21 protein-coding genes and 1 tRNA gene are annotated in these 20,885 nt (G+C 73.7%); 7 read left to right on the forward strand and 15 right to left on the reverse strand.

Translation table 11 applies throughout. The features are described from left to right. Positions 1–222: 222 nt before the first annotated feature. The 6 genes from ACIRGB_RS24955 to ACIRGB_RS24980 form a co-directional block, all read right to left on the reverse strand. Positions 223–1,437 (reverse strand): acyl-CoA dehydrogenase, encoded by a 1,215-nt coding sequence (locus tag ACIRGB_RS24955; protein WP_403869144.1) that lies wholly within the window; start codon positions 1,435–1,437, stop codon positions 223–225. 7 nt (positions 1,438–1,444) lie between these two features. Next, positions 1,445–2,470 carry a phosphotransferase family protein gene (locus tag ACIRGB_RS24960; RefSeq protein ID WP_403869147.1) on the reverse strand — a complete coding sequence of 342 codons (1,026 nt, stop codon included), beginning with the start codon at positions 2,468–2,470 and terminating at the stop codon, positions 1,445–1,447. A gap of 120 nt (positions 2,471–2,590) precedes the next feature. Beyond that, positions 2,591–2,920: a DUF202 domain-containing protein gene (locus ACIRGB_RS24965; RefSeq protein WP_403869150.1), complete on the reverse strand. Its 330-nt coding sequence runs from the start codon at positions 2,918–2,920 to the stop codon at positions 2,591–2,593. Positions 2,921–2,922: 2 nt separating this feature from the next. Next, the gene (locus ACIRGB_RS24970) at positions 2,923–3,315 is read right to left on the reverse strand and encodes a YidH family protein (protein WP_403869153.1); all 393 of its coding nucleotides are present in this window, start codon (positions 3,313–3,315) and stop codon (positions 2,923–2,925) included. Positions 3,316–3,876: 561 nt separating this feature from the next. After that, positions 3,877–4,407: an NUDIX hydrolase gene (locus ACIRGB_RS24975; protein ID WP_403869156.1), complete on the reverse strand. Its 531-nt coding sequence runs from the start codon at positions 4,405–4,407 to the stop codon at positions 3,877–3,879. 31 nt (positions 4,408–4,438) lie between these two features. Next, positions 4,439–5,338 (reverse strand): DMT family transporter, encoded by a 900-nt coding sequence (locus ACIRGB_RS24980; RefSeq protein ID WP_403869159.1) that lies wholly within the window; start codon positions 5,336–5,338, stop codon positions 4,439–4,441. Between the two features lie 279 nt (positions 5,339–5,617). Between ACIRGB_RS24980 and ACIRGB_RS24985 the strand changes: the two genes are divergently transcribed. Beyond that, entirely contained in the window at positions 5,618–6,568 is a 951-nt protein-coding gene (locus tag ACIRGB_RS24985; RefSeq protein WP_403869162.1) for a hypothetical protein, read from the forward strand. Between the two features lie 61 nt (positions 6,569–6,629). Next, the gene (locus ACIRGB_RS24990) at positions 6,630–8,168 is read left to right on the forward strand and encodes an APC family permease (RefSeq protein ID WP_403869165.1); all 1,539 of its coding nucleotides are present in this window, start codon (positions 6,630–6,632) and stop codon (positions 8,166–8,168) included. A gap of 59 nt (positions 8,169–8,227) precedes the next feature. On the opposite strand, the gene ACIRGB_RS24995 is transcribed toward ACIRGB_RS24990, so the two are convergent. The 4 genes from ACIRGB_RS24995 to ACIRGB_RS25010 all read right to left on the reverse strand — a co-directional run bounded on the left by ACIRGB_RS24995 (position 8,228) and on the right by ACIRGB_RS25010 (position 12,114). Beyond that, positions 8,228–9,268 carry an L-idonate 5-dehydrogenase gene (locus ACIRGB_RS24995; protein WP_403869882.1) on the reverse strand — a complete coding sequence of 347 codons (1,041 nt, stop codon included), beginning with the start codon at positions 9,266–9,268 and terminating at the stop codon, positions 8,228–8,230. A gap of 29 nt (positions 9,269–9,297) precedes the next feature. Next, on the reverse strand, positions 9,298–10,059 hold the full coding sequence (locus ACIRGB_RS25000; RefSeq protein ID WP_403869168.1) for an SDR family oxidoreductase: 762 nt from the start codon (positions 10,057–10,059) through the stop codon (positions 9,298–9,300). A gap of 39 nt (positions 10,060–10,098) precedes the next feature. Continuing rightward, complete coding sequence (locus tag ACIRGB_RS25005; RefSeq protein ID WP_403869170.1) at positions 10,099–11,496, reverse strand: GntP family permease; 1,398 nt, start codon at positions 11,494–11,496, stop codon at positions 10,099–10,101. 99 nt (positions 11,497–11,595) lie between these two features. Further along, complete coding sequence (locus ACIRGB_RS25010) at positions 11,596–12,114, reverse strand: gluconokinase (RefSeq protein ID WP_403869885.1); 519 nt, start codon at positions 12,112–12,114, stop codon at positions 11,596–11,598. Between the two features lie 146 nt (positions 12,115–12,260). On the opposite strand from ACIRGB_RS25010, the gene ACIRGB_RS25015 reads away from it, so the two are divergent. Further along, entirely contained in the window at positions 12,261–12,962 is a 702-nt protein-coding gene (locus ACIRGB_RS25015; RefSeq protein WP_403869173.1) for a FadR/GntR family transcriptional regulator, read from the forward strand. Positions 12,963–12,978: 16 nt separating this feature from the next. Here ACIRGB_RS25015 and ACIRGB_RS25020 read toward each other — a convergent pair whose 3' ends face one another. Together ACIRGB_RS25020 and ACIRGB_RS25025 are read right to left on the reverse strand one after the other, a co-directional pair. Beyond that, a complete protein-coding gene (locus ACIRGB_RS25020) occupies positions 12,979–13,353 on the reverse strand; it encodes a YchJ family protein (protein WP_403869176.1) in 375 nt (124 codons plus the stop codon). Between the two features lie 80 nt (positions 13,354–13,433). After that, a tRNA-Leu gene (locus ACIRGB_RS25025) sits at positions 13,434–13,521 on the reverse strand. Between the two features lie 173 nt (positions 13,522–13,694). On the opposite strand from ACIRGB_RS25025, the gene ACIRGB_RS25030 reads away from it, so the two are divergent. The 3 genes from ACIRGB_RS25030 (at position 13,695) to chpC (ending at position 16,344) form a co-directional block, all read left to right on the forward strand. Continuing rightward, positions 13,695–15,020, forward strand: coding sequence for a M20/M25/M40 family metallo-hydrolase (locus tag ACIRGB_RS25030; RefSeq protein ID WP_403869179.1), 1,326 nt, complete (start codon positions 13,695–13,697; stop codon positions 15,018–15,020). Positions 15,021–15,152: 132 nt separating this feature from the next. Further along, the gene (gene chpH, locus ACIRGB_RS25035; protein ID WP_003977150.1) at positions 15,153–15,386 is read left to right on the forward strand and encodes a chaplin ChpH; all 234 of its coding nucleotides are present in this window, start codon (positions 15,153–15,155) and stop codon (positions 15,384–15,386) included. A gap of 178 nt (positions 15,387–15,564) precedes the next feature. Next, entirely contained in the window at positions 15,565–16,344 is a 780-nt protein-coding gene (chpC, locus tag ACIRGB_RS25040) for an LAXTG-anchored chaplin ChpC (RefSeq protein ID WP_403869182.1), read from the forward strand. Positions 16,345–16,408: 64 nt separating this feature from the next. Here chpC and ACIRGB_RS25045 read toward each other — a convergent pair whose 3' ends face one another. After that, a complete protein-coding gene (locus ACIRGB_RS25045; RefSeq protein ID WP_003977152.1) occupies positions 16,409–16,597 on the reverse strand; it encodes a DUF5703 family protein in 189 nt (62 codons plus the stop codon). A 47-nt stretch (positions 16,598–16,644) separates the two neighbouring features. Between ACIRGB_RS25045 and ACIRGB_RS25050 the strand changes: the two genes are divergently transcribed. Next, positions 16,645–17,373, forward strand: a complete 729-nt coding sequence (locus ACIRGB_RS25050) for a hypothetical protein (RefSeq protein ID WP_403869187.1) — start codon at positions 16,645–16,647, stop codon at positions 17,371–17,373. Between the two features lie 173 nt (positions 17,374–17,546). Here the strand turns inward: ACIRGB_RS25050 and ACIRGB_RS25055 are convergent, their stop codons facing one another. Both ACIRGB_RS25055 and ACIRGB_RS25060 read right to left on the reverse strand, forming a co-directional pair. Continuing rightward, positions 17,547–19,796, reverse strand: coding sequence for a helix-hairpin-helix domain-containing protein (locus ACIRGB_RS25055; protein WP_403869190.1), 2,250 nt, complete (start codon positions 19,794–19,796; stop codon positions 17,547–17,549). Continuing rightward, positions 19,793–20,779: an aldo/keto reductase gene (locus ACIRGB_RS25060; RefSeq protein WP_403869193.1), complete on the reverse strand. Its 987-nt coding sequence runs from the start codon at positions 20,777–20,779 to the stop codon at positions 19,793–19,795. The genes ACIRGB_RS25055 and ACIRGB_RS25060 overlap by 4 nt, the downstream gene beginning before the upstream one ends. Positions 20,780–20,885: the final 106 nt, after the last annotated feature.

Raw genomic sequence — 20,885 nt, forward strand, 5'->3', positions numbered from 1 at the left:
GTCTTGGACCCGTGGTCGGAGAGACGGGTTGGGCCCGAGGAACGGGGGGTGCATGAGCACGGAAGCGCGCCGCGCCTGCCCCCCCCCCCCCCCCCCCCCCCCCCCCCCCACACCCCCCCCCCCCCCCCCCCCCCCCCCCCCCCCCCCCCCCCGCCCCCCCCCCCCCCCCCCCCCCCCCCCCCCCCCCCCCCCCCCCCCGGGGGGCCCCCGCCTCACGGTCGTTCAGAGGTACTTCTTGATCTCGCGGCGGGCCAGCGAGCGCTGGTGGACCTCGTCCGGACCGTCGGCGATCATCAGCGTCCGCGCCCCCGCGTACAGCTCGGCCAGCGGGAAGTCCTGGCTCACGCCGCCCGCGCCGTGCAGCTGGATCGCCCGGTCGATGATGCCGACCACCGCGCGCGGCGTGGCGATCTTGATGGCCTGGATCTCGGTGTGCGCGCCCCGGTTGCCGACGGTGTCCATCAGCCAGGCGGTCTTCAGCACCAGCAGCCGCAGCTGTTCGACGGTGACCCGGGCGTCCGCGATCCAGTTGTGGACCACCCCCTGCTGGGCCAGCGCCTTGCCGAAGGCGTCGCGGGACACCGCGCGGCGGCACATCAGCTCGATGGCGCGCTCGGCCATGCCGATCAGCCGCATGCAGTGGTGGATACGGCCGGGACCGAGCCGGGCCTGGGCGATGGCGAAGCCGCCGCCCTCCTCGCCGATGAGGTTGGACACCGGCACGCGCGCGTGGTCGAAGGTCACCTCGGCGTGGCCGCCGTGGTAGTGGTCCTCGTAACCGAAGACCTGCATGGCGCGATCCACCGTCACCCCGGGCGTGTCGCGCGGGACCAGCAGCATCGACTGCTGGCGGCGGATGTCCTCGCCGTCCGGGTCGGTCTTGCCCATCACGATGAAGATCCGGCAGTCCGGGTTCATCGCCCCGGAGATGTACCACTTGCGGCCCGTGACGACGTACTCGTCGCCGTCGCGCTCGATGCGCGTGGTGATGTTCGTGGCGTCCGAGGAGGCCACGTCCGGCTCCGTCATCGCGAACGCGGAGCGGATCTCCCCGGCCAGCAGCGGCTCCAGCCACTGCTTCCGCTGCGCCTCGTCGGCGAACTGGGCCAGCACCTCCATGTTCCCGGTGTCCGGCGCCGCGCAGTTCGTCGCGGTCGGCGCCAGCTGCGGGCTGCGGCCGGTGATCTCGGCGAGCGGGGCGTACTGGAGGTTGGTGAGTCCGGCGCCGTACTCGGCGTCGGGCAGGAACAGGTTCCACAGGCCCTGGCGGCGCGCCTCGGCCTTGAGGTCCTCCACGACCTGCGGGGTGTCCCACGGGGAGGCGAGCCGGGCGCGCTGCTCGTGGGCGACCTGTTCGGCCGGGTAGACGTACTCGTCCATGAAGGCGAGCAGTTTGGCGCGGAGTTCCTCGGTGCGTGCGTCGTACGCGAAGTCCATGGCGGGGTCAGCCCTTCTGAAGGGTGGTCAGGCCGTGCTCGATGAAGACGGGGACGAGGTCGCCGATGCGGTCGAAGCCGCGGCCGACCGTCTGGCCCAGGGTGTAGCGGTAGTGGATGCCCTCCAGGATCACGGCGAGCTTGAACCAGGCGAACGCCGTGTACCAGGCGACCGTGGACACGTCGCGTCCGGAACGGGCGGCGTACCGCTCGACCAGCTCGGCGGGGGCGGGGTGGCCGGGGGCCTGGGCGGTGGTGGAGACGGGGGAGTCGGGCATGCCGAGCGGGCTGCTGTACATCACCAGCAGGCCCAGGTCGGTCAGCGGATCGCCGAGCGTGGACATCTCCCAGTCGAGGATCGCCCGGATCTCGTCGCCCTCGCCGCCGATCAGCACGTTGTCGAGGCGGTAGTCGCCGTGCACGACCGTCGGGGCGGGGGAGCGGGGCAGCTCCCGGCCGAGGGTGGCGTGCAGCTCGTCGATGCCGGCCAGGTCGCGGTTGCGCGAGGCGTCGAGCTGCTTGGCCCAGCGGCGCAGCTGGCGGTCCAGGAAGCCCTCCGGGCGGCCGAAGTCCGCGAGGCCCGCCTCGGCCGGGTCCACGGCGTGCAGCCCGACCAGGGTGTCGACCAGGTTCAGCACGGCGGCGCGGGTGCGCTCGGGTCCGAGGGGCGCGAGCTGCTCGGCGGTGCGGAACGGCGTGCCGTCCACGAACTCCATCACGTAGAAGGGCGCCCCCAGCACCTCCTCGTCCTCGCACAGCAGCACCGGGCGCGGCACGGGCACGTCGGTCGGGTACAGCGCGTCGATGACACGGTGCTCGCGCCGCATGTCGTGCGCGGTGGCCAGGACGTGGCCGAGCGGCGGGCGCCGTACGACCCAGCGGTCGGTGCCGTCCGAGACGGCGTAGGTGAGGTTCGACCGTCCGCCCTCGATCAGCCGGCCGGACAGCGGGCCGGTCACCAGGCCGGGCCGCTCGCGGTCGAGCAGGAGGCGCAACCGGTCGAGATCGAGTCCGGGCGGGTGGTCGGGGCTCATCGTCGCTCCCTGGGACGGGTGAACAGTACCCGACACATGATGCCGACCGGTCGGTATGCCGTCCAGTGGGCGGGCGGAACGTGATCGGCGTTACGGCCGGTCCGAGGGGGTTTCCCCGCCTCAGAACACGAGGAACGCCCCGCAGACGGCGAGGGCCAGCGTGCACAGGGCCGCGGCGGCGGCGTGCGCCGGGGTGAGGGCGCGCGGCCTGTTCGCCGCGGCGAGGGTGGCGATACGGCCGTGGGCGATCCGCAGGAAGGCCAGCCAGAGGGCGCAGCACAGGGCGGCGGCGAGCACCGGGACGGCCGTCGCACCGCCGTGCAGCGCGGTCTTCGCGGCGAGTACGGCGACGACAGTGCCGGACAGGGTGGTGCGGCGCCAGGCGAGCCGGGTGCGCTCGGGCTGGAGGCCGGGGTCGCGGTCCGCGGGTGCCGCGTCGGCGCCGCTCACGCTCAGCCCTCCCAGCCGGTGAGGACCACGACGACCATCACCACGGCGACCACGGCGACGACCAGGCTGAGCAGCGCCGGGAAGCGGGAGACGGGCAGGTCCTCGCCGCGGCGCATGGCGCGTTCGCAGCGCGCCCAGTGGTTCACCGCCCGCAGCGAGCAGAGCACCCCGGCGGCGAGCAGCGCGAGCGCGAGCCCGACCCGCCAGCCCCAGCGCAGGTCGGGCAGGAACTGGTCCACCGCGAACCCGCCGCCGATCAGTGCGAGGGCGGTACGCAGCCAGGCGAGGAACGTCCGCTCGTTGGCCAGTGAGAACCGGTAGTCGGGGGTGCCCCCCTCCCGCCGCACCTCCGCAGGCACGAACCACAAGCGAACACTCCGCACGAAATCGATCACCCGGGGACCCTATCCGGGGCCCGTCGTGGATGCCTGCGGCGGCCCGCGCGGGTTTGGTGGGGGTGCGCGTTGCGCGCGGTGCGTCCGGTGGGTGGGTCGGGGCCGTGCCGGGGGGTGTCCGTCCTCGGAACGGCGCGGAATCGGCCGGCCACAGATCTCACCGGCGTTGACGCGCCAACCGCTGCGGGCGGACACCCCCCGACACGACCCCTGCTCGCCGTACACGACTCTCCCGCCGCGTGCGCGCAGCTACGGGCCGTCGCCACGCCGCCCCAGCTGCGGGCCGTCGCCACGCCGCCCCAGCTGCGGGCCGCCACCGCGCCGCCCTAGCTGCGGGCCGTCGCCACGCCGCTCTAGCTGCGGGCCGTCGCCGCGCCGCTCTAGCTGCGGGCCGTCGCCACGCCGCTCTAGCTGCGGGCCGCCACCGCGCCGCCCTAGCTGCGGGCCGTCGCATGCTGCCCTAGCTGCGGGCAGTCGTGCCGCTGGGCGGCACGGGTGGGCGCAGCGGCACCCCGCTACGCCGGGCTGCGCACCCACCTCCCCGCCCGCACCCACGCCGGGTCACCGCGCCGACGCCGGTCCACCGAAACCCCGCAGCCGCGCGTACGCCGCCATCCCGTCCGGCACGAACTCCCACCGGCCCTCCGCGAGCCGCGCCGCCAGCTCTTCCTCGGCGAGGAACCCGTACCACGCCACCTCCTCCGCCTGAGGAGACACCGCCCCCGTCACCCGCACCTCGTACACCGCCGACCACCAGCTCCGCCCGGCCCCGTCGTCGTACAGGAACGTGAACAGGTGCTCCGGCCGGGGCAGCCCGCTCACCCCCAGTTCCTCCTCCGCCTCCCGCAGCGCCGCGTCGTCGTAGGACTCGCCCGCGCCCACCACCCCGCCCACGAACATGTCGTACAACGAAGGGAACACCAGCTTCGAAGCCGTCCGGCGGTGGACGAAGACCCGGCCCTGCGGGTCGCGGGCCCAGACGAAGACGCAGCGGTGCCGCAGCCCCCGGGCGTACACGTCGCCCCGCCGGGCCCGCCCGACGACGCGGTCGTTCTCGTCGACGACGTCGAGGATCTCGTCAGCAGAACTCATCCGCCCATCCAAGCAGCAGACGCCGCGGGCCTCAGCGCCGCTCCAGCGCCGGTTCGCGCCCGCTCTCGCCCGTGCCCGTGCCCTGCGGCATCGCCGGGTGCAGGCCCAGCAGGACGATGCCCGCCACGACTGCCGCGAGGCCGCCCGCCTGCCATGCGAGCGCTCCGGCGCCGGTGTGCAGCCGGTCGCCGAGGAAGCCGACCCCGCAGGCGATGCCCGCGAGTGGCTGGGCCGCCGTCAGCGCGGGCAGCGACCGGCGCAGCGGCGCCGTCTCGAAGGCGCTCTGGACCAGGACGAGACCGGTGATGCCCAGCACCACCACGGCGTACGGCTGCCAGCCCGTCAGCAGTTCCGCGAGGCCGCCCGCCGAGAAGCGCCGGCCGCTGACCCGGGTCAAGGCGTCCTGCACCCCGTACACCAGACCGGCCGCCAGGGCCAGCAGTACCGGACCCCAGGTCAGCCGCAGGCGGCCGGCGCACAGCGTGAGCAGGAGGGCCAGGCCCAGCATCACGCCGACGATCAGCCAGTGCCGCAGCGGATCGGTCACCGCGCTGCCCCCGCGCGGCTCACCCGCCAGGATGAACGCGGTCACCCCGCCCGCGAGCAGCGCGAGCCCGGCCCAGCCCTGGCGGCCCAGCGGCTGCCGGGTCTGCACGCGGGAGAGGGCGAGGGCGAAGAGGAGGTTGGTCGCCAGGAGCGGCTCGACGAGGGTGAGTTCGCCACCGCCCAGCGCGAGCGCGCCCAGCACCAGACCGGCCACCATCAGTCCCATGCCGGCCAGCCAGCGCGGCACCCGCACGAGGTCGAGCAGGAGGCGGGGCGAGAGGAAGTCGCCGAGCGGGGCGCGCTGGGCCGCGTTCTGCTGGAGGACGAAGCCGAGACCCAGACAGCACGCGGCGCACACGGCGAGAACCAGAACGAGAACCGACACGCTGCGCACCTCGATCGTCGGTCGGGTCACGGGGCGTCGGGGACGACTCTAGTGCGGGTGGGTACCGGGCGCCGGGCGAGTGACGCATTCGGGATGGGGGAGACGTGGCGGTCGGTATCAACTTCCCCTGGAGTAACGCCTGTTGACGCGTGTAACGGGCTGACTCCCCTTGACGTCAAGCCTTGGCTGCCGGTTTGCTGTGCGTGATCAGTTCATGGCAATCCGGTCATGGCACTCCGGCTACGACGACCTACCGCGTCGCGTGAGGAAGTTCCCGCGGTGTCCCCACCCCCGCCTCCCCTCGGCCGCGGCCGCAAACGCGCGGCCCAGACCTTCGACGAGGCCCTCGACGACGCCGAACTGATCGCCGTACGCGGCGCGTTGGCCCAGGGGCGCTGGCAGTCCGTCCGCTCCCTGCTGGTCCACACGGGTGACGACTGGGACCGCCGGGGCCACCGCGCGGCGGTGCTCGCCAAGGAGCCCCACTGCGCGCCCTGGGCCCGCGAGTGGCTGCTGGCCGAACCCGACTCCGCCGACGCCTCGGTGCTGCTCGCCCTCGCCCTGGTCCACCGGGCCCTGCGCGGCAAGGAGAAGCCCGCCCGGGTCCGCGAGGTGTGCCGGGACGCCGCCGCCCTGGTGCCGGACGATCCCACACCCTGGTTCGGGCTGCTCATGCTGGAGCGCTCCCTGGGCGCGGACGAGGACGTCATCCGGGTCTTCGACGAGGTGCGCGGACGGTACGCCGACCACCACCATGCCCACCACCTGATGGTGGCCCGGCTCGCCGAGCGCGGCGGCGACGGTGGCCCCGACCCGCTGCACGAGGTGTACGACTTCGCCAACTGGGCCGCCGAGCAGGCCCCCGCCGACTCCCCGCTGGCCATCCTCCCGGTCGTCGCGCACGCCGAGCGCTACCGCGTGCTGGCCGCCGCCGGACACGCGTCCGCCGACCCGACCGTCTCGGGCCACTGGGCCGGCCGGCGGGCCCGGCTGGTGATGAAGGCGGCCTTCGACTGGTGGCTGGAGTGGGAGCAGGACGGCCACCCGCGCCGGCTGATCGACCTCAACTACCTCGCCCACGCCAAGTCCTGCGAGGGCCGCGGCGCCGAGGCCGCCGCCCTGTTCCACCGCATCGGCGAGCACGCCACCCCGGCCCCGTGGTCGTACCCGGACCGCGACCCGTTCCCCGCCTTCCGGGCCGCCCGCGCGGGCGCGCTCGGCACCGGCTGACCGCCGACGATCCGACGCACACCACCCACAGGAAAGCCCTGAGAGAGAAGGACGTCCTGCGATGACCACGGGCAGTTCGAGCACGAGCAGAACCGCGAGCGGTGGCGCCATCAGCACCTTCAAGGGCGAGGAGCGCGCGCTGCGCGCCGACCGGCTGGGCACGGGTGGGCTGCTCCTGTCCGTGCTCGCCGCCACCGCCCCGCTGATGGTGGTCGCGGGCGTGATGCCCACCACCTTCGCGGTCATGGGCATCGTCGGACAGCCGCTGCTCTTCGTGCTGCTGGGCGTGGTGCTGATCCTGTTCAGCATCGGGTACGCCGAGATGAGCCGGCACGTTCACAACGCGGGCGCCTTCTACGCCTACATCTCCCGCGGCCTCGGCGGCACCGCCGGCGCGGGCGCGGCCCTGGTCGCGCTGGTCGCCTACAACGCCCTCCAGGTCGGCATCTACGGCATCTTCGGCTTCGAGGTCTCCGGCCTGCTGTCCACTTACGCCGACCTCGACGTGGCCTGGTGGATCCCGGCCCTGCTGGCGGTCCTGGCGGTCGGCACGCTGGGCTGGCTGAAGATCGACGTCAACGCGCGCGTGCTGGGCGTCCTGCTGCTCATCGAGGTCGTGCTCGTGGTGGTGTTCGACATCGCCGCCGTCGCCGACCCCGGCGCCCAGGGGCTGTCGCTGCACGCCTTCGACCCGGACACCCTGACCGGCGCCGGGGTCGGCACCGCGCTCTGCTTCTGCATCGCCGCCTTCCTCGGCTTCGAGCAGGCGCCGGTGTACGCCGAGGAGACCAGCCGGCCGCATGTGCTGGTCCCGCGTGTCATGTTCCTGGCAGTCGGCGGGGTCGCCGTCTTCTTCGCGCTCAGCAGCTGGGCCCTGACCGTGGCCACCGGCCCCGACCGGATCGTCGGCACCGCGCGGGAGCAGAGCGCCGGACTGCTGTTCTTCCTGACCGAGTCCCGGCTCGGCGACAGCTTCACCGATGTCCTGCACGTCCTGTTCGTCACCGGCATGTTCGCCGCCCTGCTCAGCTTCCACAACGTCGTCGCCCGCTACGCCTTCGCCATGGGCCGCGAGGGCCTGCTGCCCGCCGCCTTCGGACGGACCAGCGGCTCCAGCGGCGCGCCCGGCACCGGCTCGCTGCTCCAGACCGCCGTGTCCGCGGTCGTCGTCCTCGGCTTCGCGCTCGCCGACGACAAGCCGAGCGGCGACCCGACCGCGCCCGTGCTGCACCTGTTCACCTGGGGCGGCAACATCGGGGCCCTCGGCGTGATCGTGCTGATGGCCGCCGCCTCGTTCTCCGTCGTGGCCTTCTTCGTGCGGCGCGGGGCCGCCGGGGCCCAGGGCGTACGCCTGGCCACCTCCACCGTCGCGGGCCTCGCCCTGCTGGTGATCGCCGGCTACACGGTCAAGGACTTCGACGTCCTCGTCGGCGCGGGACCCGGCTCCGCCCTCAGCTGGGCGCTGCCCGGCATCATCGGCCTCGCCGCGGTCGCCGGCGTGGTGCAGGGCCTGATCCTGCGCTCCCGCGCGCCCGAGCGGCACGCCCGCATCGGCCAGGGCAACGAGGCGTTCCAGCTGGACAAGGCCGCCTCCTCCTGACCCCGCGCCGGGACGGCGGAGGGCCGGTGCCTGGTGCGTCCGGGCTCCGCCTCCCGGGCTCAGGCGGCCGGGGCCGCGCCGAAGTCCAGCAGCACCTTGCACGACCGGCTGCGGTCCGCGGCCAGTGCGAACGCCGACGCCGCGTCCCGCACCGGCACCACCGCGCTGACCAGCGCGTCGAACGCGGGCTCGGCCGCGAGCAGCCGCAGCGCGTCGTCGAACTCGCCGTCGAAGCGGAACGCCCCGCGCAGCTCGATCTCCCGGCTCACCAGCAGGTTCCCGGCGAACGGACTCTGCCCCGGAGGCAGCATGCCGAGCTGGACGACCACGCCGCCGCGCCGCACCAGCCGCAGACAGGTGTCGAGCCCCGCGGCCACCCCGGACGCCTCGACCGCCGCGTCCGCGTCCACCGGCCACCCGGGGTCGTCCGGGTCGTCCGCCCGTACGAGGGTGTCGGCGCCGGCGGCCCGCGCGTACTCCAGCGCCGCGGGCAGTAGGTCCGTCACCGTCACCTGGGCCGCGCCCGCCGCCTTCGCCGCCGCGACCACCAGGCAGCCGATCGGCCCGGCCCCGGTGACCAGCACATGACGCCCCGCCAGCTCCCCGGCCCGGCCTACGGCGTGCAGGGCGACGGAGAGCGGCTCGGCGAGCGCGCCGCGGCGCGGGTCCAGACCGGCCGGGAGGGCGCGCAACTGCCCGGCGGGGACGACGATCCGCGCCGCGAAGCCGCCCTGGACGTGCGGGAAGCGGGCCGCGCTGCCCAGGTACCGGGTGTCCCGGCAGACATTGCGCCGCCCGTCCACGCACTCCGGGCACACCCCGCACGGGGTCGCCGGGTGCACGGCGACGGGCGTACCGGCCGCCGGACCGACCGTGTCCGGGGAGCCGTACGCCACGACCGTGCCGACCACCTCGTGCCCGAGCAGCATCGGCTCCCGCAGACGGAAGTCGCCGACGCCGCCGTGCCGCCAGTAGTGCAGGTCGGAGCCGCAGACGCCGCCGTAGTCCACGGCGACCAGCGCCTCACCCGGCCCCGGGCGGGGCACGGGCACGTCCTCGACCCGCAGGTCGCCCGCACCGTGGATCACACAGCCCGGCACGAACGCCGCTGCGGCGCCGTCCCCGGCGCTCACAGGACGCTCGTCATTCCGCCGTCGACGTACAGGATCTGGCCGCCGACGAAGTCCGCGGCGGGCGAGGCCAGGAACAGCAGCCCGCCCACCAGGTCCTGGGTACGGCCCCAGCGGCCCGCCGGGGTACGGCCGCGCACCCAGGCGCTGAACTCCTCGTCCTCGACGAGCGGCCGGGTCAGCTCGGTCTCGATGTAACCGGGGCCGAGGCCGTTGACCTGGACGCCGTGCGGACCCCAGTCGGCGCACATGCCCTTGGTGAGCATCTTCAGCGCGCCCTTGGTGGCCGCGTAGGGCGCGATGCCCGGGCGGACCACCTCGCTCTGCAAGGAGCAGATGTTCACGATCTTGCCGTGGCCGCGCTCCGTCATCCGGCGCGCGGCCTCCCGGCCCACCAGGAAGGCGCTGGTCAGGTTGGTGTCCAGGATGCGGTGCCAGTCGGCGTCCGCGAACTGGAGCAACGGCGCCCGCAGCTGCATCCCGGCGTTGTTAACCAGGATGTCGAGCGGACCCACCCGCTCCTCGGCCTCCGCGATCCCGGCGGTCACCGACGGACCGTCGGTCACGTCGAACACCGCCGTGTGGACCTCGCCGGGCAGTCCGGCGGCGGCCTCGGTGAGGCGGTCGCCGTCGCGTCCGTTCAGGATCACCCGGCAGCCGGCCTCCGCGAGGCCCCGGGCCAGCGCCAGCCCGATGCCCCGGCTGGAGCCGGTCACCAGGGCGGTGCGCCCGCCGATGTCGAAGAGGGGGTGGGCCGTCATCGTCGTCCTCCCGTGCCTTCCGGCTGGTGCGTGGTGCGGCTATATGACCAGGGACAACAGCAGCACCAAGGCACCGGCGACCACCGAGATGATCGTCTCCATCACGGACCAGGTCTTGATGGTCTGGCCGACGTTCAGCCCGAAGTACTCCTTCACCAGCCAGAAGCCGGCGTCGTTGACGTGGCTGAAGAACAGCGAGCCGGCGCCGATCGCCAGGACCAGCAGGGCGGCGTGCGTGGTCGACATGTCGGCCGCGAGCGGCGCGACCAGACCGGCCGCCGAGACGGTCGCCACCGTCGCCGAACCGGTCGCCAGCCGGATCACCACCGCGATCAGCCAGGCGAGCAGCAGCGCCGGGATCGACCAGTCCTTGGAGATGTCCAGGACCATCTGACCCACGCCGGAGTCGATCAGCGTCTGCTTGAAGCCACCGCCCGCGCCGACGATCAGGAGGATGCCGGCGATGGGCGCCAGCCCCTTCTCGACCAGGCCGGAGAGCCGGTCCTTGCCGAACCCGGCGGGCCGCAGCAGCGTGAAGATGCCGACGATCACGGAGACCAGCAGGGCGATCAGCGGGTTGCCGATGACGTCGAAGGTGCGCTGCACCACGTTCTCCGGGTCGTCGACGATGATGTCGACGAGGGCCTTCAGCAGCATCAGCACGACCGGCAGCAGGATCGTGGCCAGGGTGGCGCCGAAGCCGGGGCGCTTGTCCAGCTGCTCCGAGGCGCGCTGCGGGATCATGCGGTCGGGGGCCTGGACGTCCACCCAGCGGGCCGCGTACTTCGAGAACACCGGACCGGCGATGATCACCGTCGGGATCGCGATCAGCACGCCCAGCGCCAGGGTCACCCCGAGGTTGGCGTCCACCGCGTCGATGGCGACCAGCGGGCCGGGGTGCGGCGGGACCAGACCGTGCATCACGGACAGACCGGCCAGGGCCGGGATGCCGATCCGCATCAGCGAGTAGTTGCCGCGCTTGGCGACCATGAGGACGACCGGGATCAGCAGGACGATGCCGACCTCGAAGAACAGCGGCAGTCCGATGACCGAGGCGATCAGCACCATCGTCCACGGCATCGAACGCGGGCTCGCCTTGGCGAGGATGGTGTCCACGATCTGGTCGGCGCCGCCGGAGTCGGCGAGCATCTTGCCGAGGATCGCGCCGAGGGCGATCAGCACGCCGACACCCGCGACGGTGGAGCCGAGCCCGGCGGTGAAGCTGGTGATGACCTTGTCCAGCGGCGCCCCGGCGAACGCGCCGAGCGCCAGCGACCCGATGGTCAGCGACAGGAAGGCATGCAGCTTGAACTTGGTGATGAGCAGGACGATGACGGCGATGCCCAGGAGCACGGCGATGCCCAGCTGGGCGTGGCCCGCCGAGGTGATCGGCTCGACGGGGTCCGCTGCCAGCATCTCGACGCTGAGTCTGGTCACGGTGGTTCCCTTGCGGTGATGGGGATTCGGGGGAGTGCGGGGCCGTGCGCGCGGAAGGCGGCACGACCCCGGGGGAGGTGGGGGGTGGGGGTGCGGGGGTTACCGGACCGGCTCGGGGAGGTCCTTCAGGGCGTCGACCGCCCGTTCGGTGATCTCCTCGGGGGTGCCGGCCACGTCCACCGCGACTCCCGCCTCGTCTGGCTCCAGCGGCTGGAGCGTGGCGAACTGGGAGTCGAGCAGGGCCGTCGGCATGAAGTGGCCCTGCCGGTGCGACATCCGGTCCTCGATCAGCTCACGGCTGCCCGTGAGGTGCACGAAGACGACACCGGGAGCGGCGGCCCGCAGCCGGTCGCGGTACGACCGCTTCAGCGCCGAACTGCTCACCACCCCACCGAGCCCGGCACGCCCGTGCGCCCAGCCGCCGATGGCGTCCAGCCAGGGCCAGCGGTCCTCGTCGGTGAGCGGGGTGCCGGCCGTCATCTTGGCGATGTTGGCCGGTGGGTGGAAGTCGTCGCCCTCGGCGTAGGGAACGCCGAGCCGGGCCGCGAGCAGGGGACCGATGGTGGTCTTCCCGGTGCCCGCGACGCCCATGACCACGACCACGTGGGGGGTGTGCAGTTGCTGCATCGCACTCTCGCTGTCTGCTGTCTTCGTCGACACCTGATGTCGACGCAACTGAAACCCATTAGGTACGACGACTTCAAGAGTCTGTGACATATAAGTCTGACTTTTTATTCCGGTGACGTGCCCCGTACGCTGAGTGCATGAGCACACCGGGCCGGGGGCTGCACGGCCGCGTACTGGACACCCTCGGCCCCGCGATCACAGCGGGCGCCTACCCCGCGGGCAGTGTTCTGCGCACGGACGAACTCGCGCAGCGCTTCGAGGTGTCGCGCTCCGTGATGCGGGAGGCGGTCCGGGTGCTGGAGTCCATGCACCTCGTCGAGTCGCGCCGCCGGGTCGGCGTCACCGTCCTGCCCGAGTGCGAGTGGAACGTCTACGACCCGCAGGTCATCCGCTGGCGCCTGGCCGGCTCCGAACGGCCCCGGCAGCTGCGCTCCCTGACCGTGCTCAGGTCGGCCGTGGAACCGGTCGCGGCGGGCCTGGCCGCCCGGCACGCCACGGCGGAGCAGTGCGCCGAGCTGACCGAGTGCGCGCTCGGCATGGTCGCCAACTCACGCGGCCACCGGCTGGAGGAGTACCTCTTCCACGACGTGGCCTTCCACCGCGTCATCCTCACCGCCTCCGGCAACGAGATGTTCGCCCGCCTCGGCGGCGTCGTCGCCGAGGTCCTGGCCGGCCGCACCCACCACGACGTGATGTTCGAGGACCCCGACCCGGCCGCCGTCACCCTGCACGTCCAGGTCGCCGAGGCGGTCCGCGCCCGGGACGCGGAGCGCGCCGAGCGGCTGACCCGGGAGATCACCGAGGGCGCCCTCCACGAGCTGGACATCCTGGCGCCGTAGGACACCGGGGGAGGCGTCAGTCGAGGAACTCCCCGTCCACGTACACCCATGCCCCGTCCACGCGCTCGAAGCGGCTCCGCTCGTGCAGCGAGCCACCCCGGTAGGACGCCCGGAACGTCACGGTCCCGGTGGTGTGGAAGGCGGAACCGTCGGCCGTGTCCAGGATGTCCAGCCCGGTCCACCGCGTGCCCGGGTCCAGGTCGAGACGCGCGGGCCGGGTGCGCGGGTGCCAGGTGCGCAGGAGATAGCCCGCGTCCAGGCGCACGAAGGCGCTGTAGCGCGAGCGCATCAGGGCCTCGGCGGTCGGGGCGGCGGCGGTCCCGGCGTGGAAACGGCCACAGCACCTCGGGTACGGCTCGGGCCGTCCGCAGGGGCAGGCGGGGGTGGTCATGGCGACCACTGTAGAGGAGGAGCGGGCGGCGAAAGCAGGGGACGAAAAGCAGAAAACCCCTGCTCAGCAGGGGTTTCAGCTGGTGTCCGAGGGGGGACTTGAACCCCCACGCCCGATAAAGGGCACTAGCACCTCAAGCTAGCGCGTCTGCCATTCCGCCACCCGGACAAGGTGTCTGTCGAGCGGGTTTCTCCCCGCGGCGACGACGTAAACATTACCAGGCTTTCCGGGGTGGCCGATCACCCCCTCCTTGGGCCCGGACGGCCCAGGGAGGAGGATGAGGGGGACCCACCAGCAGTGACATCGGCACTGACATCGGCAGTGACAGCGGGAGGAACCACGTGAGCGACTCGGGCACGGCCAGGAGCGTCACCGGCGAGGACGAGGTCGTCGACCTCTGCCGCGAGCTGATCCGGATCGACACCAGCAACTACGGCGACCACTCGGGGCCGGGCGAGCGCAAGGCCGCCGAGTACGTCGCCGAGAAGCTCGCCGAGGTGGGACTCGAACCGAAGATCTTCGAGTCCCACCCCGGACGCGCCTCCACGGTGGCCCGGATCGAGGGCGAGGACCCGTCCCGGCCCGCGCTGCTCATCCACGGCCACACCGACGTCGTCCCGGCCAACGCGGACGACTGGACCCACCACCCCTTCTCCGGGGAGGTCGCCGACGGCTGCGTGTGGGGACGCGGCGCCGTCGACATGAAGGACATGGACGCGATGACGCTCGCCGTCGTCCGCGACCGGCTGCGCAGCGGGCGCAAGCCCCCGCGCGACATCGTGCTGGCGTTCCTCGCCGACGAGGAGGCCGGCGGCACCTACGGCGCCCGCCACCTGGTCGACCACCACCCCGACCTCTTCGAGGGCGTCACCGAGGCGATCAGCGAGGTGGGCGGCTTCTCCTTCACCGTGAGCGAGCAGCGCCGCCTCTACCTGATCCAGACGGCCGAGAAGGGCATCCACTGGATGAAGCTGACCGTGGCCGGCACCGCCGGGCACGGGTCGATGATCCACCGCGACAACGCCATCACCGAGCTGTCGGAGGCCGTCGCGCGTCTGGGCCGGCACACGTTCCCGGTCCGCGTCACCAAGACGACCCGGGCCTTCCTCGACGAACTGGGGGACGCGCTCGGCACCGAGCTGGACCCGGAGAACATGGAGGGCACGCTCGCCAAGCTCGGCGGCATCGCCAAGCTCATCGGCGCGACCCTGAGCAACACCGCCAATCCGACCCAGCTGGGCGCCGGTTACAAGGTCAACGTCATCCCCGGCGAGGCCACGGCACACGTCGACGGGCGCTTCCTGCCCGGGTACGAGGAGGAGTTCCTCGCCGACGTCGACCGGATCCTCGGACCGCACGTGCGGCGCGAGGACGTGCACGCCAACAAGGCCGTCGAGACGACGTTCGACGGCGCGCTGGTCGACGCGATGCAGTCCGCCCTGGTGGCCGAGGACCCGGCCGCGAAGGCGGTCCCCTACATGCTCTCCGGCGGTACGGACGCCAAGTCCTTCGACGAACTCGGCATCCGCGGCTTCGGCTTCGCGCCGCTGAAGCTGCCGCCGGAGCTGGACTTCGCGGGCATGTTCCACGGCGTGGACGAGCGAGTGCCGGTCGAGGGACTCCAGTTCGGTGTGCGGGTGCTCGACCGCTTCATCGACGCGTCCTGAATTCGCCCGTGCGTACGGGAGGTGACCGGGGCGAGTGAATGTGCTCATAAGCTCGTAGCCTCATTACTCCCTCCTCGTTACAGGTGATGCGATCGGCAATTTTGGGATCGCGTTTGCCAACTAGGAGGAACAATGCTCAAGAAGGTCGTCGCCGCCGCGGCAGCCACCGGTGGTCTGGTTCTCGCGGGCGCGGGCATGGCCGTCGCCGACTCCGGTGCCCAGGGTGCCGCCGTGCACTCGCCCGGCGTCCTTTCCGGCAACGTCGTTCAGGTGCCCGTGCACGTGCCGGTGAACGTCTGCGGCAACACGATCTCCGTGATCGGTCTGCTGAACCCCGCCTTCGGCAACGTCTGCATCAACAAGTGACGTTGTGCCTCGCCCCGTGAGGGTCTGATTCCGCCGGCCCCGGAGTGCACGCCATGCGCTCCGGGGCCGACGGCCTTTCGGGGGACATACGAGGCGGGGATACGACGGCGACGCCGGAGTTCCGGCACTCTCGGCATTCTCGGTACCACGGGACCAGGACAAGGCAGGGATTCAGGAAATGCGACAGGTCACCCGCAAGGGCCTGATGACGATGGCGGCGGCCACCGGAGTGATCGCCGCCGCGGGCGGTGCCGCCCACGCGGACTCGGGCGCGCACGGCTCGACTTCGGGTTCGCCCGGCGTACTCTCCGGCAACACGGTGCAGGCCCCGGTGCACGTGCCGGTGAACGTCTGCGGCAACACGGTGGACGTGGTCGGCGTCCTCAACCCGGCGATGGGCAACTCGTGCGCCAACAAGGGCGGCGGTGCCCCCGCGGGGCACGGCGGCTCGGGCGGACACGGCGGCTCCGGGAGCCATGACGGGTCGCACGGCGGCTCGCACGGGGGCTCCCACGCGGGCGGCCACGCCACGGACTCGCCGGGCGTCGGCTCCGGCAACCACGTCGAGGTGCCGGTCGACGTGCCGGTGAACGTCTGCGGCAACAGCATCGACGTCGTCGGGGTCCTCAACCCGGCCTTCGGCAACGACTGCGACAACGCGGGCGGAGGCGGGGACCACCCGACGCCGCCGCCCGGGGACCGCGAGACGCCCCCGGAGAAGCCGGACAACCCCGACAAGCCCGACACCCCGGATAAGCCGTCCGGGCCGGAGGACGAAACGCCGGGCGACTCCACGGAGGGCAACCAGCCGGGCACCCGCACCGTCGCCCGGCCCGGCGGCGACGCGGCGCTCGCCGAGACCGGCAGCGACCTGCCGCTGGGCCTCGCCCTGCCGGTCGGCGCCGGCGCGCTGCTCGCGGGCACGGTGCTCTACCGCAAGGCGCGCGCCTCGGCCTGAGACGGGCACACCGGCGCACGCGGCGGGCTCCGCACCAGCGGGGCCCGCTCCGCGTCCACCTCCGTCACCAGGTGGCGCGCACCTGGCGGATGATCCGCCGCCGCAACCGCACCTTGCGGCTGCCGTCGCGCAGCAGGGTCAGGCGGTACAACTCCCAGTGTCCGTACTCGGCATGGTCCGTCAGCTGACGTGCCGCCTCCTTGCGGGTGACCCCGCGCGGTAGGTACACATCGACAAATTCGTATTCCGGCATCGAATCTATTGTGCGGGCTGGGGCCCGGTACGGATAGCGTCTGCACTATGTCTGATGCTGCGCAGCCCACCGCTGCCGAGGTACGCGCCGCCGCCGAGGCGGTCAAGACCGCGCTCGACCGCCACCTAGCCGCGGTCGAACGCCGGTCGGGAGAGGAAGACCCGGCCGTCTACGACGCGTTCAACGAGCTGGCCGCGGCCGCGGAGGCGTACGACGAACTGCTCTACGACCGGTACGACGAGGTCACTCCCTTCGAGATCCCCGGCGAGGACGCGCTGCCGCCGTACACGGGCCCCGAGGAACCCAGCGCGCTGAGCGTCCTGATCCGCCGCGACTACGCCGTGGCCGAGCCGCAGCGGCTGATGGCCCAGGCCCGGCGGGTCGAGGCGGCGGACGAGGAGGGGCCGGGCGTGGAGACCTCGGACACGGTGCACGGTGCGCTCGGCCTCCTGTTCGGCGAGTTCGAGCCGGACGAGATCGCCTCCCGGCACAAGGAGTTCGGTCTCGAGGAGGGCGACTCCACGCTCTGGGTGACGGCCGCGGACGAGAGTGCCGAGCCCGGGGAGTGGCTGGAGGCCCCGTTCGAGCAGGTCGACCCGCAGCGGGTGGTCTGCCGCTTCGACGTCAGCGCGGTCTTCGACGAGGACTTCGACGACGGCGACGACGACGAGGACGGCGACGCCGACCTGGCGGAGCTGGACGAGGACCTCGACACCGACCTGGACACGGACCTCGACGAGGACGGCGAACCCGCGAGGCTGGAGGCCGACCGCTGAGCAGCGCGGGCCACGGCGCGCCGACGCTCCACGGCCGCCGTGCCTCCGCCGTGCCCCGGCGGGGTTGTGCCCCGTGACGGGCGCCGGACGCCGGGTGCCCGGGGTGACGCGGCGAGCGGGCTCGAAACCCCGGGCGGTCGGGCGGGTGGCGAAGGGGCGCGGTCCGCGTCCCGTCAGTCGGTGACCGGGACCTGGGGGGCCAGCAGCGCGGGCAGGCGGGTCGTGCGGGGCTTGGCCGGGATCTCCGCCACCGCGCGGGGGAGGGCCTGCTCCACGCCGTGCACCACGGACAGGTGCCGGGCGGCCCGGCCGAACGCCGTGTAGATCCACGGGCGGCTGAGGGCCTGCACGGCATCGCCGGGCAGCACCACGACCACCGCGTCCCAGCGGCCGCCCAGCGCCTGGTGGGCGGTGAGCGCCCAGCCGTGCCGTACCGACCCCTCCACCCGGTCCCTGGGCACGACCACGGTCCCGCCCGCGCACGACAGGTGCAGCCCGTCGGCGTCGGCCGTGACCACCCGGCCCGGCAGCACCCGGCCCGGCGCGGGGGTGTGGACGACCCGGTCGCCGGGGTCGAAGCCGCCGAAGCGGCCGGGGCCGGGATTGAGGCGTTCCTTCAGCGCCGCGTTGAGCGCCCGCGTGCCCACGGCACCGCCGTGGCCCGGCGTGATCACCTGGGTCTCCTCGGCCGGGACGCCGATCGCGCGCGGCACCGAGTCCGCGACGAGCTGGACGGTGCGGTGCACCGCCTCGCCCGCGTCCCGCACCGGCACGATCACGACCTCCTTGCCGGGCGCCTCCACCTGGCCCAGCTCGCCGACGCCGACGCCGGAGACCAGTTCGCCGAGCGGACCGGGGTCCGGGCGCCGCGAGGCGATCTGGGGGCAGATCCGCGCCGCCAGCAGGTCCGCGAAGACCCGCCCGGGGCCCACGGACCAGAGCACCGCCGGGTCCCCGGCCAGCACCAGCCGGGCCCCGTCCGGCAGCGACTCCGCGAGCAGGGCGCCCGCCTCGACGTCGAGCTGCGGCGCGTCGAGCACGACGAGCAGGTCGAGGTCGAGCGCCCCGTCGGCGTCCCGCCCCGGCCCCTCGGCGCCGGTGAGCAGCCCGGCCACGGTGACCGCGGCGGGAGCCGCCGGCCCCGGGGAGGGCGGCTCGGCCGGCGCGGCGCCCAGCAGGGCGGCGAAGCGGTCGCGGCCGAGCGGGCCGGGCGCGGCGGCCCAGGCCCGCAGGCCCAGGGCGTGCGCCGCGTGCAGCAGGGCGGCGGGCTCGGCCAGGGACGCCTCGCCACCGGTGTGCAGCACCAGCCCGTGGGCCGCGACGGCCCGGATCAGTTCGCCCGCGGAGCCCTGCGCGGAGGCGGCCGCCTGCTCCCAGTCCGCCGCGGAGCCGTCCTGCTTGGGCGTCGAGTTGACCAGCCGGGCCAGCCCGTCGGCGAGGCTCTCCTCGGCCAGCGCGTACCGCTCCAGGCCGATCAGCACCCGGACGGGGCGCTCCTCGCCCTCCGCGCCCTCCCCGTCGGTGCCCTCCGCGCCGCCCGCCGTGCGCTCCGGGCGGGCACCCGGCCCGTCCAGGGCGTCCTGGAAGGCGAGTGCCTCGCCCTCGGCGAGCGTGCTCTGCACGGCCGCGTCGGGGTCCGGCACGCCCCGCTGGGCCAGCGTGGCGGTGAGCCGCGGCAGCTCCAGCGCGGTGTGCCCGGCCAGGGCCGCCTGCTCCAGCAGCCACACGGTGACGGCACGGCCGCGCCGCTCGTCGTCCGGGCCGCACTCCGCGCCGAGCAGCGCGCGGGCGAACCCGTCGGCCTGCTCCGGCCGCACTCCGCCGACCCGGAGCAACTGCCAGGGGTCCGCGCGCAGCGCGTCCTGAGCGCCCTCGCCGAGGAGCGCGGCGGTCTGCGGCGCGAGCGCCTCGGGGGCGCCGCCCTCCGCCAGCACCCGCCGCACCGCCTGCACGGTCTCCGCCGCCGGTCCCGCCGGTCCCGCCGGTACCGCGGGTGCGGCGGCCTGCCCGGCGGGCGCCGGCCGGGGCGGGCGTACCGGCTCCGGCGCGGGGCGGCGCGCGGGCTCGGGGGCGCCGAAGACCGCCGCCGGCTTCTCACCGCTCTCCACGGCGCGTACGGCGGCGAGCAGATCGGCCGCCGTGCCGCTGAGCTTGCCGCCCGCCTCGATCGGTGCCTGCTTCTCCGCCTTGCGCCGCTCGATCCGCTCCCGCTCGATCCGCTGCGCCGCCAGCTCGGCCTCGACCTCGGACACCTGCGCGGCCGCCTCACCCCCGTCCCCGGCCGCCTCACCCCCGTCCACGGCGGGTTCACCCGGCCGCGGGTCGGAGGCGGTCTCGTCCGCCTGCGCGGTGCCCGGGGTCTCCGGCCCGGCGGCCACGGCGTCCGTGGTGTCCTCGGTGGCGGGCTCGGGCTCCGTGCTCACAGCGTGCTCCAGTCGTGATCGGGATAGCGGTGCACGGGCGCCGACACGTCGTCGAGCGCCCGGCAGATCTCGTCAGGAAGACTAAGGGTCTCCACTGACAACGCCGCCGTGAGCTGCTGCGCGTTGCGCGGGCCGATGATCGGGGCGACCACCCCGGGCCGGTCGCGGACCCAGGCCAGCGCCACCTGGAGCGGGGTCACCGCGAGCCCGTCCGCGGCCGTCGCCACCGCGTCCACGATGTGTCCGGCCGTGTCGTCCAGGTAGGGCTCGACGAACGGGGCCAGATGGTCCGAGGCGCCCCGCGAGTCCGGCGGCGCCGCGTCCTTGCGGTACTTGCCGGTGAGCACCCCGCGGCCCAGCGGGGACGAGGGCAGCAGCCCGACGCCCAGGTCCAGGGCGGCCGGCAGCACCTCCCGCTCGACGCCCCGCTGGAGCAGCGAGTACTCCATCTGGGTGCTCGCCAGCCGGTTGCGGACACCGGGCGCCGCCAGCTGCCAGGTCGCCGCCTTGGCCAGCTGCCAGCCGCAGAAGTTCGAGACCCCCGCGTAGCGCGCCCGGCCGCTGCTCACCGCCACGTCCAGGGCGTGCAGCGTCTCCTCCAGCGGCGTGTGCGGATCGAAGGCGTGCAGGTGCCACACGTCGACGTGGTCCGTGCCCAGGCGGGAGAGGGAGGCGTCCAGCGCGGAGAGCAGATGGGCGCGCGAACCGTCGAACCGGCGGTCCGGATCCGGAACGCTGCCGGCCTTCGTCGAGATCACCAGGTCCCGGCGTGGGACCAGGCCCTCCATGAGGCGGCCGAGCAGGTACTCCGACTCGCCGTCGCCGTAGACGTCCGCGGTGTCGACGAGCGTCCCGCCCGCCTCCCAGAAGGTCTTCAAGAGGTCCGCGGCGTCATGCTCGTCCGTGTCCCGGCCCCAGGTCAGGGTGCCGAGACCGATGCGGGACACGCGCAGGCCGGTGCGGCCGAGATGCCTCTGCTCCATGAACGCCGACATTACTGGCCACGCCTTGCCCTGTGGGGGCCTGTGGACAACCGAATTCCGCGCGCTAAGGTCGGGGCACCAGCCACGTTACTGATCGGTAAGGGGA

Source organism: Streptomyces sp. NPDC102490 (assembly GCF_044765285.1).
GTDB lineage: Bacteria > Actinomycetota > Actinomycetes > Streptomycetales > Streptomycetaceae > Streptomyces.

Excerpts from the sequence above, each read along its gene's own strand:
- ACIRGB_RS24955 (WP_403869144.1), bottom strand. The coding sequence starts at position 1,437 with ATGGACTTCGCGTACGACGCACGCACCGAGGAACTCCGCGCCAAACTG.
- ACIRGB_RS24960 (WP_403869147.1), bottom strand. The coding sequence starts at position 2,470 with ATGAGCCCCGACCACCCGCCCGGACTCGATCTCGACCGGTTGCGCCTC.
- ACIRGB_RS24975 (WP_403869156.1), bottom strand. The coding sequence starts at position 4,407 with ATGAGTTCTGCTGACGAGATCCTCGACGTCGTCGACGAGAACGACCGC.
- ACIRGB_RS24990 (WP_403869165.1), top strand. The coding sequence starts at position 6,630 with ATGACCACGGGCAGTTCGAGCACGAGCAGAACCGCGAGCGGTGGCGCC.
- ACIRGB_RS25000 (WP_403869168.1), bottom strand. The coding sequence starts at position 10,059 with ATGACGGCCCACCCCCTCTTCGACATCGGCGGGCGCACCGCCCTGGTG.
- ACIRGB_RS25015 (WP_403869173.1), top strand. The coding sequence starts at position 12,261 with ATGAGCACACCGGGCCGGGGGCTGCACGGCCGCGTACTGGACACCCTC.
- ACIRGB_RS25020 (WP_403869176.1), bottom strand. The coding sequence starts at position 13,353 with ATGACCACCCCCGCCTGCCCCTGCGGACGGCCCGAGCCGTACCCGAGG.
- chpH (WP_003977150.1), top strand. The coding sequence starts at position 15,153 with ATGCTCAAGAAGGTCGTCGCCGCCGCGGCAGCCACCGGTGGTCTGGTT.
- chpC (WP_403869182.1), top strand. The coding sequence starts at position 15,565 with ATGCGACAGGTCACCCGCAAGGGCCTGATGACGATGGCGGCGGCCACC.
- ACIRGB_RS25045 (WP_003977152.1), bottom strand. The coding sequence starts at position 16,597 with ATGCCGGAATACGAATTTGTCGATGTGTACCTACCGCGCGGGGTCACC.
- ACIRGB_RS25050 (WP_403869187.1), top strand. The coding sequence starts at position 16,645 with ATGTCTGATGCTGCGCAGCCCACCGCTGCCGAGGTACGCGCCGCCGCC.
- ACIRGB_RS25060 (WP_403869193.1), bottom strand. The coding sequence starts at position 20,779 with ATGGAGCAGAGGCATCTCGGCCGCACCGGCCTGCGCGTGTCCCGCATC.